Source organism: Sphingobacterium lactis, assembly GCF_051951495.1.
Classification (GTDB): domain Bacteria; phylum Bacteroidota; class Bacteroidia; order Sphingobacteriales; family Sphingobacteriaceae; genus Sphingobacterium; species Sphingobacterium lactis_A.
The window spans coordinates 24,734-40,502 of the sequence record NZ_JBNHAS010000006.1; the positions used below are offsets into that span (position 1 = coordinate 24,734).

A 15,769-nucleotide genomic window follows, 5' to 3' on the forward strand; every position below is an offset into this window, starting at 1 on the left:
ATTAACCATCAAATCATCTACTTTTTTAAAATTTGCTGTATCTTTGGCGCATGTTGCAAGATAAAATAGCGCAGTATACGCAAGAGATTAACGCATTCAATCCAGCGTCTGCTCAAGAAGTAGAGGCTTTCAGGTTAAAATATCTCGTATCAAAAGGTATCGTAAAGGCCTTGTTCGAAGAGTTCAAAACTGTAAGTTCTGAGGAAAAAAGAACTTTGGGGAAAGTGTTGAACGAGTTCAAGATTTTGGCTGAGGATACTTATAAGACAGCATTAGATAAATTTTCCGGCGATGTTGATGCATCAAGTTCTAATAAAGAAGGTGATTTGACTCTTCCTGGGGCAGGTTTTACCTTAGGATCAAGACATCCCCTTTCCTTAGTACGTAAGGAAATCGTGGAAATATTCAAGAAATTAGGATTCATCGTTGCTGAGGGGAACGAGATTGAAGATGATTGGCATAATTTCTCTGCCTTGAACTTTGCTCCTGAACACCCAGCACGTGATATGCAAGATACTTTTTTCATCAAGAAACAAGATGGAAACGATATGGTATTGCGTACGCATACCTCTTCGGTACAAGTGCGCTTAATGGAAGCTGGTAAACCACCGTTCCGTGCAATTATGCCAGGTAGGGTATACCGTAATGAGGCTATTTCAGCACGTGCGCATTGTTTCTTTCACCAGATCGAAGGACTGTATGTGGATGAGGATGTGTCATTCGCAGATTTGAAACAAACACTATATCACTTTGTGAAAGAGTTATATGGTGAAGATACCAAAGTGCGCTTCCGCCCTTCTTACTTCCCATTTACTGAACCATCTGCGGAGATGGATATTTCTTGTACCATCTGTAAAGGTGCAGGTTGTCAGATGTGTAAATACTCCGGTTGGGTAGAGATTTTAGGTTGTGGTATGGTTGATCCGAATGTATTGGACAACTGTGGTATTGACAGCAAAAAATATTCAGGATATGCTTTTGGAATGGGTATTGAACGTATTACCAATTTGAAGTATGAGATCCGTGATTTACGTCTATTCTCCGAAAACGACGTTCGTTTCTTATCGCAATTCGAGACAGAAATCAACTAAGGAATATTAATATTCCTTGCTTTTCTAAGCAAAAAGATATACTTTAAGGGTTCAGATTCTTCTACTAGGTATTTTAGACAGAATCTGAACCTTTTCAACAATTAGCCCTCCATGGAAGATAAAATAGTTATAGCCATTAAGAAATCCGCAAGGGATCTATTTAGGAAATATGGCTATAATAAGACGAGTGTAAATGAGCTATCCAAGAATGCTCATATCGCGAAGGCTACTTTTTACAAGCACTTTGCTAGTAAAGAGTTGATTCTCCATGCCGTTTTGATGGACTATATCCAAGACAATGTATATGACATCTTGAATAAGAATGTCAATGAACGTGATCTCTCGACATTCTTAGCAAACACTATACTACGAGTTAGCCGTGTGACTTATACTGTATGTAATGAGTTTGTGGGCTGGGAATTTATTCGTGAATCAGCGAATGCTCAAGAATACCTGAAAATACTTTCAGATGATTTAGAGTTTCTGCTACTACGCTCCTTTATGCAAAATGAAACCATTGGTAGCACCATCCCTGAAGAACGACTGACCTTCCTCATCAAAACAAGTAAAAATATTGTCTTCTCCTTTGCCTTTACGGCTGTATCGGAGGCAGATGTCAAGAAAAATTTCATTTCCTTTCAAAAAGAAATGCTCCCTTATTTGGTACAAGCAACCTTATTGTAACCAATTTTTTTAATTCCACCTTCCTTTCTCGTATTGTAATATCTGCTTAGACTTTAATTTGTCTCCAGTTTTCCTTTGGATTTGTCATTAGTTGAGCTACTATTTCCTTTGATATGGCTTCGAGACTCTCAAGGAATTTCTAAGGATCTGATATGGATCTTGTTCGGATCTCGTTCGGTCGGAACCGAACGAGATCCGAAGGAGATCCGAACAAGTTCCGAAGGAGATCCGTTAGAGTCTCGAAGCAAACCCCTAGTAAACCCTTAAGAAAGACGATGAGACACTAGACAAAAGACAACAGATTTTAGACTTAATGGCGGGATAATAAATTTGACACTTGCAACTCAGAGCAAATGTATATTGCAATGTTCATTTAAGCGTTATACTCGTCCAAATAAATTTAGACTATGATAAAGTATTTTTATTATAGGGTTCTTTGATGTGAGAGGTAAAATGGATAGTCGGCTGTAAATATTATGGGACTAAAAATTTTGTCTAAAATTTGCGTATTTTTGCAGCCAATATGGGAAGAAGAATACCACAAGAGAAGAAGTTTGTTTCCGGATTGGAAATCATCGATATAGCTGAAGAGGGCAAGGGTGTTGCCAAACAGGATAATTTGGTTTATTTCATTGAGCGAGCCGTGCCAGGTGATGTGGTGGATGTGGAGTTGATGCGTAAGAAGAAAAGTTTTGTAGAAGGCAAGGTTACTTCGGTGGTAAAACCATCTGAATATCGTGTGGATCCTTTCTGTGAGCATTTTGGTGTATGTGGTGGTTGTAAGTGGCAACACATGAGCTATGAGGCACAATTGAAGTTCAAGGAGCAATATGTTGGAAATCAGCTGTCCCGTATAGGTAAGGTGGATGTTTCAGGTATGGAACCGATTCTAGGTTCTGAAGGAACGAAATATTACCGTAATAAATTGGAGTTTACCTTTTCCAATAAGCGTTGGTTAACGGATTTGGATGAGGTTCAGCCTGGAGATTCCATGGATGCATTAGGATTCCATGTTCCGGGAAGATTTGATAAGATTTTGGCAATTGACCATTGTTATTTGCAACAAGATCCGTCTAATGCTATCCGTAATGAAGTTTTTGAATTCGCTCAAGCAAATGGAATTTCCTTTTATGATTTGAAATTCCATGAAGGCGCATTACGTAACTTGATTATTCGTACTTCTTCAACAGGCGAGGTGATGGTTATTGTTGTATTTGCTTATCCTGAGGAAGGTCAGGTAGAATTGTTAATGTCCTTTATTCAGGAGCGCTTTCCAGATTTAACCTCCTTACTTTATATCATCAATCAGAAGCGTAACGATACGATCTTTGATCAAGAGATTGAAGTATATGCTGGTAGAGATTTTATTTATGAGGAGATGGAAGGCTTGAAATTTAAAGTAGGACCAAAATCTTTCTATCAGACGAACTCCCTTCAGGCATATGAATTATATAAGATAACTCGAGAATTTGCTGATTTGAAGGGTGATGAATTGGTTTATGACCTATATACTGGAGCGGGTACCATTGCAAACTTCGTCGCAAAATCGGCAAGAGAAGTGGTTGGGGTAGAATATGTGCCTACTGCAATTGAAGATGCGAAGATCAATTCAGCTATCAATGAAATTGCGAACACGAAATTCTATGCTGGCGATATGAAAGATGTATTGACGGCGGAATTTGTTGCTGAACACGGGAAACCCGATGTGGTTATTACCGACCCACCGAGAGCCGGTATGCACGCGGATGTGGTAAATCGCATATTGGAAATGGAAAGTGACCGTGTAGTCTATGTGAGCTGTAATGCAGCAACACAGGCACGAGATTTGGATATGTTGCAAGAGAAATATACGGTTGAGCGTATTAAGCCTGTCGATATGTTTCCGCATACCCAGCACGTAGAAAATGTGGTGTTACTGAAATTGAAAAAATAAATGGACTTACAAGACCTATTAAATAAACAACCGGAAGGTGGGAATGGCGAGAAATCCGAAAGCCCTTTAGTTAGCCTAAAGCGGGACTTGGATTTTTATAAGGAATCGATCAAGGAGGTTTCGGTTGAGATGATGGCTGAAGGTTATACCTTGTATCCTATTTTTGTTGCACATCAATTGCAAGTGGAATTAGGGGAGGTTATTTTAGACCGAGAAGAATTACAGACTGCATGGACCATTCATGCGAGTTCCTTAGAGGAGTTTGTGGATAAAGGTTTGGTTCAAGAAGAGCGTAAGGACTATTTCATCCAGAAATTTAAGTCTGCAAATGACTACATGTGTTTGTTTGTCATCGTACCTGAGGGGGCAAACTTTGTGTTCTATCCCTATGCATAAAAGCACTATTCCTTTTTTAAACTATTTAACATTTAACAGTCTAAACTATTGCTAACTTTAAAATGATGTATAGTAAAGTTAAATATATTGGAATAGTACTCCCTTTTCTGTTGTTAATGGGGTTATTTGCGCAAGCGCAAGAGGCAGCCAGTAAGGTGATTTCTGGTTTGGTGATGGAGAAAGGGTCAAATATACGTGTTGCAGATGCGAATGTTGTTAACCTTAAAACGAATCAAAAGGCGAATACCAATGCTTATGGGGTATTTACGCTATCTGTATCGGTTGGAGACTCTATTCGGATATCTAAAGTAGGTTATGGACCAGTAAAAACAGTTATTCACACCTTAGAAGATATTCTGATCGACCTTCAAGCAGGAAATACCATTGAGACCGTTGTGATTACTCGGAGTACCAAGGAAGCCGAGTTAAAAGGATTTTTAAGAGAATACGAGAAGAAAGGTGTTTATAATGGTGGTCATAATAAAACGATGACCTATTTAAGTAGTCCTGCTACTGCCTTATACAACTTATTTGGGAAGGATGCTAAAAATGCGAAGCGTTTTGAAAAGTACATGAACCAAGAATTGGAAGCTACTAAGGTAGATCGTATTTTCAATAAGACCATCGTTCAGAAAATTACCAGTCTAGAAGGAGATGAATTAGTGGATTTTATGGAGATCTATAGGCCGTCATTAAGTTCCGTAGAACGTTGGGGGCAGTATGATCTTATGAACTATATTTTGAATTCTTTTAAATCTTGGGATGGACAAGGCCGCCCGAAGCCACAGCGTTTACCTAAGTTGGAAATCCCACCGCAAGAAAAATAACATACTGAAAAACAAGTTGTTGCAAAGGTGTTTTGTCGGGTATAGGCATTTTGGCATTGGCTTTGCATTTACCATCTTATTGATTTAAAAAGAAATATTTTAGTAAAAAGATAAATTATTTGGTTATGAAAATGAATAAAAGAATTGCGATTTATGGATTATCAGTAGCTACATCAGCGATGTTGTTCGCTAGCTGTTCTACCATCCAAAATACAAGTAATACAACAAAAGGAGGTGTAATCGGTACAGCTGCTGGTGGTGCTATTGGTGCATTAATCGGTGGTAAGGCTGGTAACACAGCGATTGGTGCTATTGCAGGTGCTGCTATTGGTGGTGCTGCAGGTGTATTGATCGGTAAGAAAATGGATAAACAAGCTAAGGAAATTGAAAATACGGTTGCTGGTGCTGAAGTTGAAAACACTGGTGAAGGTATCTTAGTGAAATTTGATTCAGGTATCTTATTTGATTTTAACTCCACAGCGTTAAAATCTACAGCAAAAGATAACATTGCAAAATTAGTAGAGACTTTGAATAAAGAACCAGATACTGAGATTTTAGTTTTAGGTCACACCGATAATGTGGGTACTTTAGCAGCAAACGAAAAAGTATCTAATGGTCGTGCGGCATCAGTAAAATCATTTGCAGTATCTCAAGGTTTAAAAAGCTCACGTATCCGTACAGAAGGTAAAAACTACTCTGAGCCAATTGCATCTAACGATACAGAGTCAGGTAGAGCTAAAAACCGTCGTGTAGAGATCGTAATTGTTGCATCGAAGAAAATGCAAGAAGAAGCTAAACAACAAGCTGGTCAATAAGCAGTATTTTATTTCTAAATAAATAGTCCTTAAGGATTATATAATGATATAAAAGAGGTTTGGGTGTCTATCACCCAGACCTCTTTTTGATATCAGCTATTTTGATTATCGAAAAGGAATTTCTTAATTGGGGAGTCAATCTATACTTTAAATTTTTTGCTCGTTGATTTCAGGAAGATTTTGTTTGTTAAATTTTAGTCATTGCTGACAAAGTGTCATTGATTTAGCAATTAATTGCTAACTTTGTAGTCTTTGAAAATTGACTATGTTAGAGTTATCACATACTACGAAGACACACGATGAGGCACGCCAAGGCGAGGCATTGGATATGGTCCCTACAGGGCAATCTACTGGCCGTAAGCTTTATATCGAGAGTTATGGGTGTCAGATGAATTTTTCAGACAGTGAGATTGTTGCATCAATCTTAATGGAAAATGGATTTGAGACGACAAGAGATTATAGAGATGCGGACGTGGTATTCATTAATACCTGTTCAATTCGTGAGAATGCGGAGCAACGCGTTCGTAATAGATTAAAGGAGTTTGAATCAGCAAAGGCTAAGAATCCGGGGATGATTGTTGGGGTTTTGGGCTGTATGGCGGAACGTTTAAAGGCTAAATTCTTAGAAGAGGAGAAGTTGGTAGATGTTGTTGTTGGTCCGGATGCTTACCGTGATCTTCCAAATCTAATTGAAAAAGTAGATGATGGAGGCCGTGCTGTAAACGTGTTGTTGTCTCGTGAGGAGACTTATGCCGATATCAGTCCTGTTCGTTTAAATACCAATGGAATCTCTGCTTTTATTTCTATCATGCGAGGTTGTGATAATATGTGTTCCTTCTGTGTGGTTCCATTTACTCGTGGTCGTGAGCGTAGTAGAGATGCAGTTTCTATCGTAAAAGAGGCGCAAAGCTTATTTGATGCCGGTTATAAAGAAGTTACTTTATTGGGTCAGAATGTTGACTCTTATAAATATACAGCACCAGTTGCAGAGGGAGAGCCTGCTGCAGCGCCTATTAATTTTGCGCAATTATTAGCGATGGTAGCTGAAGTAAGTCCAGAATTGAGAATCCGTTTCTCTACCTCCCATCCAAAAGACATTACCGATGAGGTTTTGTACACGATGGCGAAATACGAGAATATCTGTAACTATATTCACTTACCTGTACAATCGGGAAATTCACGCGTATTGGATTTGATGAATCGTACTTATGACCGTGAATGGTATATAGATCGCGTAAATGCGATTCGTCGTATTATTCCAGAGTGTGGAATTTCGACTGATGTTATTACCGGTTTTTGTACAGAGACAGAGGAAGAACATCAGGAGACCCTTTCCATGATGAACTATGTAAAATACGATTACGCTTATATGTTTGCTTATTCGGAACGTCCTGGTACATTGGCGGCAAAACGTTATGCTGATGATATTCCAGAGGAGGTGAAGAAACGTCGTTTGACCGAAGTGGTTGATTTACAACGTGAGCACAGTTTGTACCGTATTCAGAATTTTGTAGGTAAAGTTCAGAAAGTATTGATTGAAGGTTTCTCGAAACGTTCTGATCAAGATTTCTGTGGACGAAATGACCAGAATACTATGGTTGTATTCCCAGTAGATGCACGCTATAAAGTTGGCGATTATGTGCATGTATTAGGGGAGAGTTGTACCTCAGCAACATTAATCGGAAAGATCATCGATTAATCTCTAAAAAAGAAGGAAGAATTAAGCATGGATAATCAGGATATTAAGAATAGATTTGGCATAATTGGAAACTCTCCATTATTAAATCGTGCGATCGACATTGCTCGACAAGTCGCACCGACTGATATATCGGTGTTGATTCAAGGGGAGAGTGGATCGGGGAAAGAAGTCTTTTCTCATATTATTCATCAATTGAGTTCTCGTAAGCATGGACAGTTTATTGCGGTAAACTGTGGTGCTATTCCCGAAGGGACAATTGATTCCGAACTTTTTGGTCACGAGAAGGGGTCTTTTACAGGTGCCCATGAGGCACGTAAAGGCTATTTTGAAGTGGTCGATGGAGGAACCATCTTTTTAGATGAGGTTGGTGAATTGCCATTAGGTACACAGGCTCGATTATTACGTGTTTTGGAATCCGGAGAATATATCCGTGTTGGATCATCCAAAGTTCAAAAAACAAATGTTCGCGTTATTGCAGCTACGAATGTGGAGATGTTCGAGGCTGTTAAGAAAGGTAAATTTCGTGAAGATTTGTACTACCGATTAAATACGGTGCCTTTGTATATTCCACCATTACGCGAACGTAAGGATGATATTTACCTGTTGTTTCGCAAATTCGTTGTCGATTTTGCCGATAAATACCGTACTCCGGGAATCCAATTAACAGAGGACGCGCAAGAATTATTGCGTAATTATTCTTGGCCGGGGAATGTTCGTCAATTGAAAAATATTGCAGAACAAATTGCTGTATTGGAAAAGGAGCGCGTAGTTGATGCGAGGATTCTAAGTCAATATATTCCAAAGGAATCTGGTTCTAATCTGCCTATGGCGATTAAAGACAGCAGTAAGGAAAACTTTTCGGAGCGTGACTTACTGTACAAGGTTCTTTTTGATATGAAGAAGGATATGGTCGATTTGAAGAAATTAGTTGTCGAGTTGATACAAAAAGGCTTCAACCCAGGAACTATAGAACAACATTCGCCTTATATCAATCAGCTTTATCAAGAGGTTCGACCAAATACTGCGGCCTTAGTAAATGAGGAATATGTGACGCCAAATTCTTCAACACTGACGATTCATAATCCGAATGCGTCGAATGCCAATTCGAATGATTATCTTACCTATGATACTCAAGATGTGGAAGAGGTCGAAGAGTCTTTGTCCTTGATGGATAAAGAATCTGATTTGATTAAGAAGGCTTTGAAGAAGCATAAAGGCAAGCGTAAGGCTGCAGCTCAAGAATTGGGTATTTCGGAGCGTACGTTATATAGAAAAATTAAGGATTTAAACCTAGATTAAGGAAATCACCATGCTCAAAATAAAAGGAGCGCAAATAGCGTTTTTAATTACAGCCTTATTCATGTTCACTATACAGGGATGTGGAGTACGTTATAGCTTAGGCGGTAGTAAGATTCCGGAGAATATGAAAACTTATACAGTTACATTTTTCGAGAATATCTCGCCTATGGTTTCAGCAACCTTAAGTCAGTCGATGACAGAAGGATTAAAAGAGCGTATTCGTACGCAATCCAGGCTAAGTCAAGTCAATCAGGATGGAGATGCCCAATTTGATGGAACGATTACGAGCTATTCGATTACGCCGGCAGCTGTTGAAGCAGGTTCAGAGATGGCTGCATTGAACAGACTTTCCATTACGGTAAAAGTAAAATACATGAATCGTAAGGATGACACTGGAAAGAGTGACTTTGAGGAGAGTTTTACGCAGTTCAAGGAGTTCAGAGGCGACGTAACATCACAAGAGCAGACTTTAAATGCGGAAATTGTGAAAATGTTGACAGAAGATATCTTCAACAAGGCATTTAATAACTGGTAAATTAAAAGCTTAATCAACCTATGGATTTACAAACTGTATTTCGTAAAGCATTAGACAATCCCCTGGAAGTATCGGAGGCTGAATTTCAACGACTGTTATTCAAGTTTCCATATTCTCAGCCGATCATCTTTGCTCATGAACGCAAAAAAGCATTGGAAGGTGGGGAAGTTGATAAGCAGAAAACCTTAATGTATGCCTATAATTCTTTCTGGCTACGTGATTACCTTCAGAAGCCTATTTCAGAAATACCGGAGTTAGCTACCGAATCGGATGATTATGTTCCATTCATTGAAGTGGAGGCGCTAGATAGCGGAGAGGTTGAGGAGGAAGTTGAGGTTGTAGAAGACTTCGTTGAGGATGACCTTGTAATAGAAGAAGAGCCAATAGAGGAGCCTGTTCCAATGGAAGCTGAAAATCCTATCATGGATGATGCGGAAGTTGATGTAGAGGAGGAAGAATTGGAAGAGGATCTTTTTGATCCACCTGTAGCCTACAATATTGAATCTGTTTTTCCGGAGGAGGAAAACAAAGCAGAAATAGTCGAAACCTCTTTGGAGATGGAGGCTAGTCATCGGGAAGAGGACGTCAGTTTATACAATGATGATTTGATGCCCTACAGTTTCCGTTGGTGGCTATACAAGACCCGTTTGGAGCATGCCGATACTTATCAACCTTTCGTATCGCCAGTATTGCCTAAGCCGCAAAATGGTCAATTTGATCCGAAGAAATTAGATGAGGCTATTTTAGATCAACAAATACGCGAGAATATCTTTCACTTACAGAACCCAGAGGATAAGCTTTCTGAGCAATTCAAGAAGGAGACGATCGAGTTTCGTTCGAATGAGCCGAACGATGAGGTCATCGAGAAGTTTATTCGTGAGGAGCCACAGATACAGCCACCAAAGGCCGAGACGATCAATACGGAGAATAAAGCGAGAAGCAGTTCTGAGGATCAGTTTTCGGTGGTAACAGAGACATTAGCAAATATTTATGAGTCGCAGGGAATGTACGAAAAGGCGATATCTGTATTTAAAAAATTAATTTCAGAGAATCCAGAAAAAAAATCGTACTTTGCGACCCGAATTAAAGAATTAGAACAAAAGTTATAAAAGAAATATAGAAAATGGACGTTTTATTTATTATCCTAATTATTCTAGTAAGTTTATTATTATCATTTTTTGTACTTATCCAAAACCCTAAGGGGGGCGGTTTATCATCTGGATTTTCTGGAGGAGCGAACTTAATTGGGGTTCAACGTACAGGTGATATTTTAGAGAAAGGTACTTGGATCTTAATCATTGCATTAATGGTTTTCAGTATTGGTATCAATATTTTTGGTCCATCGTCAAGTACAGGTGGTGGTTTAGGTGATCAGATTGAGGCTCCGGCACAATCTCCGACATTAAACTTGAATCCAAATGCTGCTCCAACACAAGCTGCACCACTTCCACAAAGCACAACACCTGCTGATTCTTCGAAATAAGAATTAGAGAAGATATAGGAATCCCCAACTGCCATGCAGTTGGGGATTTTGTATTTTAGGGGTTAATTACGGAAAACTGACACTGTTAAAGGTGACATGCTGACACCTGTAGGTGCCGTGTTCTGTCAATTATTTTGTCAACAAATGTAAAATTGACACAAAGAAAGTTGTATTTTGGATTGGCATAGTTCGTGATGCTTCATTATTAATTAAGCATTTAAATCAAAAAACTGATATATTATTATGGCATTAAGTATTAAACCTATCGGAGACAGAGTAGTTGTAGAACCTGCTCCAGCGGAAGAAAAAACAGCATCAGGTATCTATATTCCAGATACTGCAAAAGAGAAACCATCACAAGGAACAATTGTAGCTGTAGGTTCAGGTAAGCCAGACGAGCCTTTAACCGTTCAAGTAGGCGATAAAGTATTGTACGGTAAATATGCAGGTACAGAGATCACCTATGAAGGAAAAGAATATTTAATTATGCGTGAGGCTGACATTTACGCAGTTCTGTAATTCAATCAATCCAAAGAAATTAATCGTTTAAGAGTATTCGGGCAGGAGACTGCATGAGTAGTTCTTTTTACAAACAATAAAAAAGATAATGGCAAAACAAGTAAAATATAACGTTGAAGCACGTGACGCCCTGAAAAAAGGTGTTGATACCTTAGCAAATGCAGTGAAAGTAACTTTAGGTCCAAAAGGACGTAATGTAATTATTGAGAAGAAATTCGGTTCACCAGCAATTACCAAAGACGGTGTTACTGTAGCGAAGGAAATTGAACTAAAAGATGCCCTTGAGAACATGGGTGCTCAAATGGTGAAAGAAGTAGCTTCAAAAACTGCTGACCAAGCGGGTGATGGTACAACTACAGCTACCGTATTGGCACAGGCAATCGTTGCGCCAGGAATTAAATCTGTTGCAGCAGGTGCAAACCCAATGGATTTGAAACGTGGTATTGATAAAGCTGTTTCAGCAATTGTTGCTAACTTGAAATCACAATCTCAAGTAGTAGGAGCTGATAACAATAAAATCAAACAAGTTGCTTCTATCTCAGCAAATAACGATGAAATTATCGGTTCTTTAATCGCAGAAGCGATGGAGAAAGTAGGTAATGATGGTGTTATTACCGTTGAAGAGGCAAAAGGTACAGAAACTGAAGTGAAAACTGTAGAAGGTATGCAGTTTGACCGTGGATATTTATCGCCATATTTTGTGACCAACTCAGACAAAATGGAAGCGGAGTTAGATAATCCTTATATCTTAATCTACGACAAGAAAATCAGCAACATGAAAGAATTGTTGCCAGTATTGGAAAAACAAGTACAAACTGGTAAACCATTGTTGATCATTGCTGAAGACTTAGATGGTGAAGCATTAGCTACTTTAGTAGTTAACAAAATCCGCGGTTCACTGAAAGTGGCAGCTGTTAAAGCCCCAGGATTTGGAGACCGTCGTAAAGCTATGTTAGAAGATATCGCTATCTTAACTGGTGGTACTGTAATCTCTGAAGAAAGAGGTTTCAAATTAGAGAATGCTGAACTTTCTTACTTAGGTCAAGCAGAGAAAATCGTAGTTGACAAAGACAATACGACTATTATCAACGGATCAGGAAATGCAGAAGATATTAAAGCACGCGTAGCACAAATTCGTTCGCAAATTGAAACTACAACTTCAGATTACGATCGCGAGAAATTGCAAGAGCGTTTAGCGAAATTATCAGGTGGTGTTGCGGTACTTTATGTAGGTGCAACTACTGAAGTGGAGATGAAAGAGAAGAAAGACCGTGTTGATGATGCTTTACACGCTACACGCGCAGCGGTTGAAGAAGGTATCGTTGCAGGAGGTGGTGTTGCTTTCATTCGCGCTACTGAAGCATTAGCTAACTTAAAAGGTGATAACGAAGATGAACAAATCGGTATTGATATCATCAAACGTGCTATCGAAGAGCCTTTGCGTCAAATCTGTGCTAACGCAGGTATCGAAGGTGCAGTAATCGTTCAGAAAGTGAAAGAAGGATCTGCAGACTACGGATACAATGCACGTACTGATAAATTTGAGAATTTGATTTCAGCAGGTGTTATTGACCCAACTAAAGTTTCACGTGTTGCTTTAGAGAATGCGGCATCTGTAGCATCGATGTTATTAACAACAGAATGTGTCCTTGCTGACGAACCAGAAGAGAATCCAGTAGGTGCTGGTGGTCCTCCAATGGGCGGTGGCATGGGTGGAATGATGTAATCATTATTTCGATTCATATAACATTAACGAAAGAGCTTCCATTTTGGAGGCTCTTTCTTTTTTTAGAAGTTTTAAGAGCCTTTGGAAATCAGTATATTCGTTAGGATAAAAAATGTACAATATTATGGATGATCGCGCGGTATGGATGCTCGTATTGGTTTTTTTGATTGGTGCTGTTTTGATTTATTTCGTATGGAAAAAAGTAGGAAATAAGAAGATAGTTAACAGTATCATCCCAAGTACGGAGCAGATTCAAGCTGTCTTAACGGCTCATGTGGGATTTTTCAATCGATTATCAAAGGATCAACAAGAGGTCTTTATTTCTCGGGTTGCTTACTTCCTAAGGACAACTATGATTTCACCAGAGAAAGGGGTCTCAATAACCGATGAACACCGAGTACTAGTGGCCGCAAGTGCTACTATTCCCTTATTTCATTTTCACAATTGGTCTTATGAGAATCTAGATGAAGTACTGATTTATCCTGGAACATTCAACGAGAAATACAATACCGCTGAGGAGAAACGAAATATACTAGGTATGGTAGGTGATGGTGCTATGCACCGAAAAATGATACTTTCCTTGCCGGCCTTATTGGCTGGATTTTCTAAGAATTCGGTTGGTAATACCGCCATACATGAGTTTGTTCACCTCATTGATAAAGCCGATGGAGAAGTAGACGGAATTCCAGAGTATTTGATACCTAAGGAATTGATTCAACCATGGTTGGAGGAAATGCATCAAACGATTAGTGCTATCCGTAGAGATAAATCAGATATCCGAGATTATGCAGCAACTAATCCCGCAGAGTTTTTAGCCGTTGTTTCGGAATACTTCATTCAAAAGCCAAAACTCCTAAAAGAAGATCATCCAGAGCTTTATGAGCTGCTGGATGAAATATACAGTGATAAAAAGGATGCTGAGGCATCCTAGTTTATTTGATTAATGAGAATGATCATGACCATGGTCATGTCCAGAGTGATCTTCTTCTGTTTCTTGTAAAGTGACTGGGCCATTGTATTTTTTATCAACGATCAGGATGGTTGCACCTCTTGTAGTGAAGGACATTTTTTCACCCAGATGCTCATGGAATGAAACGATGATATTGCTATCAATTTGGCTTAGGCCAACATGCACATCCTCACGTTTTAAATCGGTTTCTGGAGATAAGATGGCAATGACAAAATGTGTGTTGAAATCAATTTTAGTTGGGGTTCCATTTTCTCCCATTGTTGCCGCAGGGCCAAAGTAAGAGTCAAATTGTTCTTGTGTTTCAATTTTACGAGCACCAACTTCTCCTGAAGGAACGTTGTTTTTTACAAAGTAATTTTTTGCTTCCTCATAAGGGATGGACTTATCCACTTCTTTTTCTGCTTGAGAAGTTGTGGAAACAGAATCTTTAGTATCTGCCTTTTGAGATAAATTACATGCTACAAGACTAATTGAAGCTGCAGCAAAAAAAATGATTGGGAGTTTTTTCATAATACTTACCTGTGATTTTGACAATAAATATAAGTAAACTTCGTGTATGTATTAGTTAAGTTGTTTGCAAATTTTGGATGCCTTATCTTTATAAGACATTGTTATACCAATATTGTAAATCAATTCGTTATAGATACATAAACACAAAAAGCCATGGAATATAGATTTTTAGAGAACAGCGATTTAAATGTCTCCGTTATTACATTTGGAGCTTGGGCAGCAGGTGGATGGATGTGGGGTAGTACTGACAGGAACGATGCTATAGAAGCCATTCGTGCAGCCTATGATTTAGGCGTTACTTCTATTGATACCGCTCCTATTTATGGTCAGGGCACAAGTGAAGAAATTGTAGGTGAAGCATTGAAAGAGATTCCTCGAGACCAAGTTCAATTGCTCACCAAATTTGGGATGCGTTGGGATCTTGAAGCTGGAGACTTTGCCTTTCATAGTAAGAATAATCAAGGTGAAGATATCGAGATCTATAAATTTGCAGGTAAGGATAGTGTGATTTATGAATGTGAGCAGAGTTTAAAGCGTTTGGGCACCGATTATATCGATTTGTATCAAATCCATTGGCCTGATAGTACAACGCCGTTAGACGAGACCTTTGAGGCTGTAGGACGATTGATTGAACAAGGGAAGGTTCGTTATGCGGGTGTTTGTAATTACGATGCTAAATTAATGGCTGAGGCGGAGAGAACTCTGCCATTGGTATCTAACCAAATTCCCTTTTCGATGGTGAATCGTGCTGTTGAAGAAGAGACTGTTCCTTATTGCATAAAACATAACAAGGCTGTGTTAGCTTATAGTCCTTTGGAAAGAGGTCTGTTAACTGGAAAGATTCACCCGGGATATACTTTTCAGGAAGGGGATCACCGCGCTAAATTACCACACTTCCAACCGGATTTTGTAGAGAAAACTAATATTTTATTGGAGCGCATAAAACCGCTTGCAGATGATAAGGGGGTAACACTTGGTCAATTGGTGCTACGCTGGACTGTTGAAAGACCTGGTATAACGATCGCACTTGCTGGTGCTAGAAATGCTAAACAAGCAGTAGAAAATGCTAAAGCCATGGATATCAATCTGAGCGATGATGAGATTGAGTTTGTGAATGCGGTGGTGGATGCTTTTTAAGAGTAGTTAGTATTTAGTACAGAGTATAAAGACCTATTGGCGGGATAGCTTTATGTTACTTACAACTCAGAGCAAAGCGAAGAGTCTTTGTACTCCCTCTCCAAGACTGGGTCATATGAGGCTGGCCGAAGAAACCATTTTTCTG

The 15,769-nt window shown here is 39.0% G+C and carries 16 protein-coding genes; 15 read left to right on the forward strand and 1 reads right to left on the reverse strand.

Annotated elements, in window-relative coordinates:
* Positions 1–50: 50 nt before the first annotated feature.
* From pheS to ACP6L2_RS16995, 14 genes are all read left to right on the forward strand, one after another.
* Positions 51–1,091, forward strand: coding sequence for a phenylalanine--tRNA ligase subunit alpha (gene pheS / locus ACP6L2_RS16930; RefSeq protein ID WP_440510433.1), 1,041 nt, complete (start codon positions 51–53; stop codon positions 1,089–1,091).
* A 111-nt stretch (positions 1,092–1,202) separates the two neighbouring features.
* Positions 1,203–1,775 (forward strand): TetR/AcrR family transcriptional regulator, encoded by a 573-nt coding sequence (locus tag ACP6L2_RS16935; protein WP_344675744.1) that lies wholly within the window; start codon positions 1,203–1,205, stop codon positions 1,773–1,775.
* A 523-nt stretch (positions 1,776–2,298) separates the two neighbouring features.
* Complete coding sequence (rlmD, locus tag ACP6L2_RS16940; protein WP_440510434.1) at positions 2,299–3,708, forward strand: 23S rRNA (uracil(1939)-C(5))-methyltransferase RlmD; 1,410 nt, start codon at positions 2,299–2,301, stop codon at positions 3,706–3,708.
* Positions 3,709–4,104, forward strand: coding sequence for a hypothetical protein (locus tag ACP6L2_RS16945; protein WP_440510435.1), 396 nt, complete (start codon positions 3,709–3,711; stop codon positions 4,102–4,104).
* Positions 4,105–4,166: 62 nt separating this feature from the next.
* Complete coding sequence (locus ACP6L2_RS16950; RefSeq protein ID WP_440510436.1) at positions 4,167–4,931, forward strand: hypothetical protein; 765 nt, start codon at positions 4,167–4,169, stop codon at positions 4,929–4,931.
* 131 nt (positions 4,932–5,062) lie between these two features.
* Positions 5,063–5,746 carry an OmpA family protein gene (locus ACP6L2_RS16955; protein WP_440510437.1) on the forward strand — a complete coding sequence of 228 codons (684 nt, stop codon included), beginning with the start codon at positions 5,063–5,065 and terminating at the stop codon, positions 5,744–5,746.
* Between the two features lie 265 nt (positions 5,747–6,011).
* Positions 6,012–7,445, forward strand: coding sequence for a tRNA (N6-isopentenyl adenosine(37)-C2)-methylthiotransferase MiaB (gene miaB / locus ACP6L2_RS16960; RefSeq protein WP_440510438.1), 1,434 nt, complete (start codon positions 6,012–6,014; stop codon positions 7,443–7,445).
* A gap of 27 nt (positions 7,446–7,472) precedes the next feature.
* Positions 7,473–8,744: a sigma 54-interacting transcriptional regulator gene (locus ACP6L2_RS16965; RefSeq protein WP_440510439.1), complete on the forward strand. Its 1,272-nt coding sequence runs from the start codon at positions 7,473–7,475 to the stop codon at positions 8,742–8,744.
* A gap of 10 nt (positions 8,745–8,754) precedes the next feature.
* The gene (locus tag ACP6L2_RS16970; protein ID WP_440510440.1) at positions 8,755–9,279 is read left to right on the forward strand and encodes an LptE family protein; all 525 of its coding nucleotides are present in this window, start codon (positions 8,755–8,757) and stop codon (positions 9,277–9,279) included.
* A gap of 20 nt (positions 9,280–9,299) precedes the next feature.
* Positions 9,300–10,388, forward strand: a complete 1,089-nt coding sequence (locus ACP6L2_RS16975) for a tetratricopeptide repeat protein (RefSeq protein WP_440510441.1) — start codon at positions 9,300–9,302, stop codon at positions 10,386–10,388.
* 14 nt (positions 10,389–10,402) lie between these two features.
* A complete protein-coding gene (secG, locus tag ACP6L2_RS16980) occupies positions 10,403–10,762 on the forward strand; it encodes a preprotein translocase subunit SecG (protein ID WP_440510442.1) in 360 nt (119 codons plus the stop codon).
* A gap of 243 nt (positions 10,763–11,005) precedes the next feature.
* Positions 11,006–11,281, forward strand: a complete 276-nt coding sequence (locus tag ACP6L2_RS16985; RefSeq protein WP_344675734.1) for a co-chaperone GroES — start codon at positions 11,006–11,008, stop codon at positions 11,279–11,281.
* A gap of 88 nt (positions 11,282–11,369) precedes the next feature.
* Positions 11,370–13,007 (forward strand): chaperonin GroEL, encoded by a 1,638-nt coding sequence (gene groL / locus ACP6L2_RS16990; RefSeq protein ID WP_440510443.1) that lies wholly within the window; start codon positions 11,370–11,372, stop codon positions 13,005–13,007.
* Between the two features lie 112 nt (positions 13,008–13,119).
* On the forward strand, positions 13,120–13,938 hold the full coding sequence (locus tag ACP6L2_RS16995) for a zinc-dependent peptidase (protein WP_440510444.1): 819 nt from the start codon (positions 13,120–13,122) through the stop codon (positions 13,936–13,938).
* Positions 13,939–13,947: 9 nt separating this feature from the next.
* On the opposite strand, the gene ACP6L2_RS17000 is transcribed toward ACP6L2_RS16995, so the two are convergent.
* Complete coding sequence (locus tag ACP6L2_RS17000) at positions 13,948–14,487, reverse strand: hypothetical protein (RefSeq protein ID WP_440510445.1); 540 nt, start codon at positions 14,485–14,487, stop codon at positions 13,948–13,950.
* Between the two features lie 153 nt (positions 14,488–14,640).
* Here ACP6L2_RS17000 and ACP6L2_RS17005 point away from each other — a divergent pair, with 153 nt between their 5' ends.
* Positions 14,641–15,624 (forward strand): aldo/keto reductase, encoded by a 984-nt coding sequence (locus tag ACP6L2_RS17005; RefSeq protein ID WP_440510446.1) that lies wholly within the window; start codon positions 14,641–14,643, stop codon positions 15,622–15,624.
* Positions 15,625–15,769 lie beyond the last annotated feature (145 nt).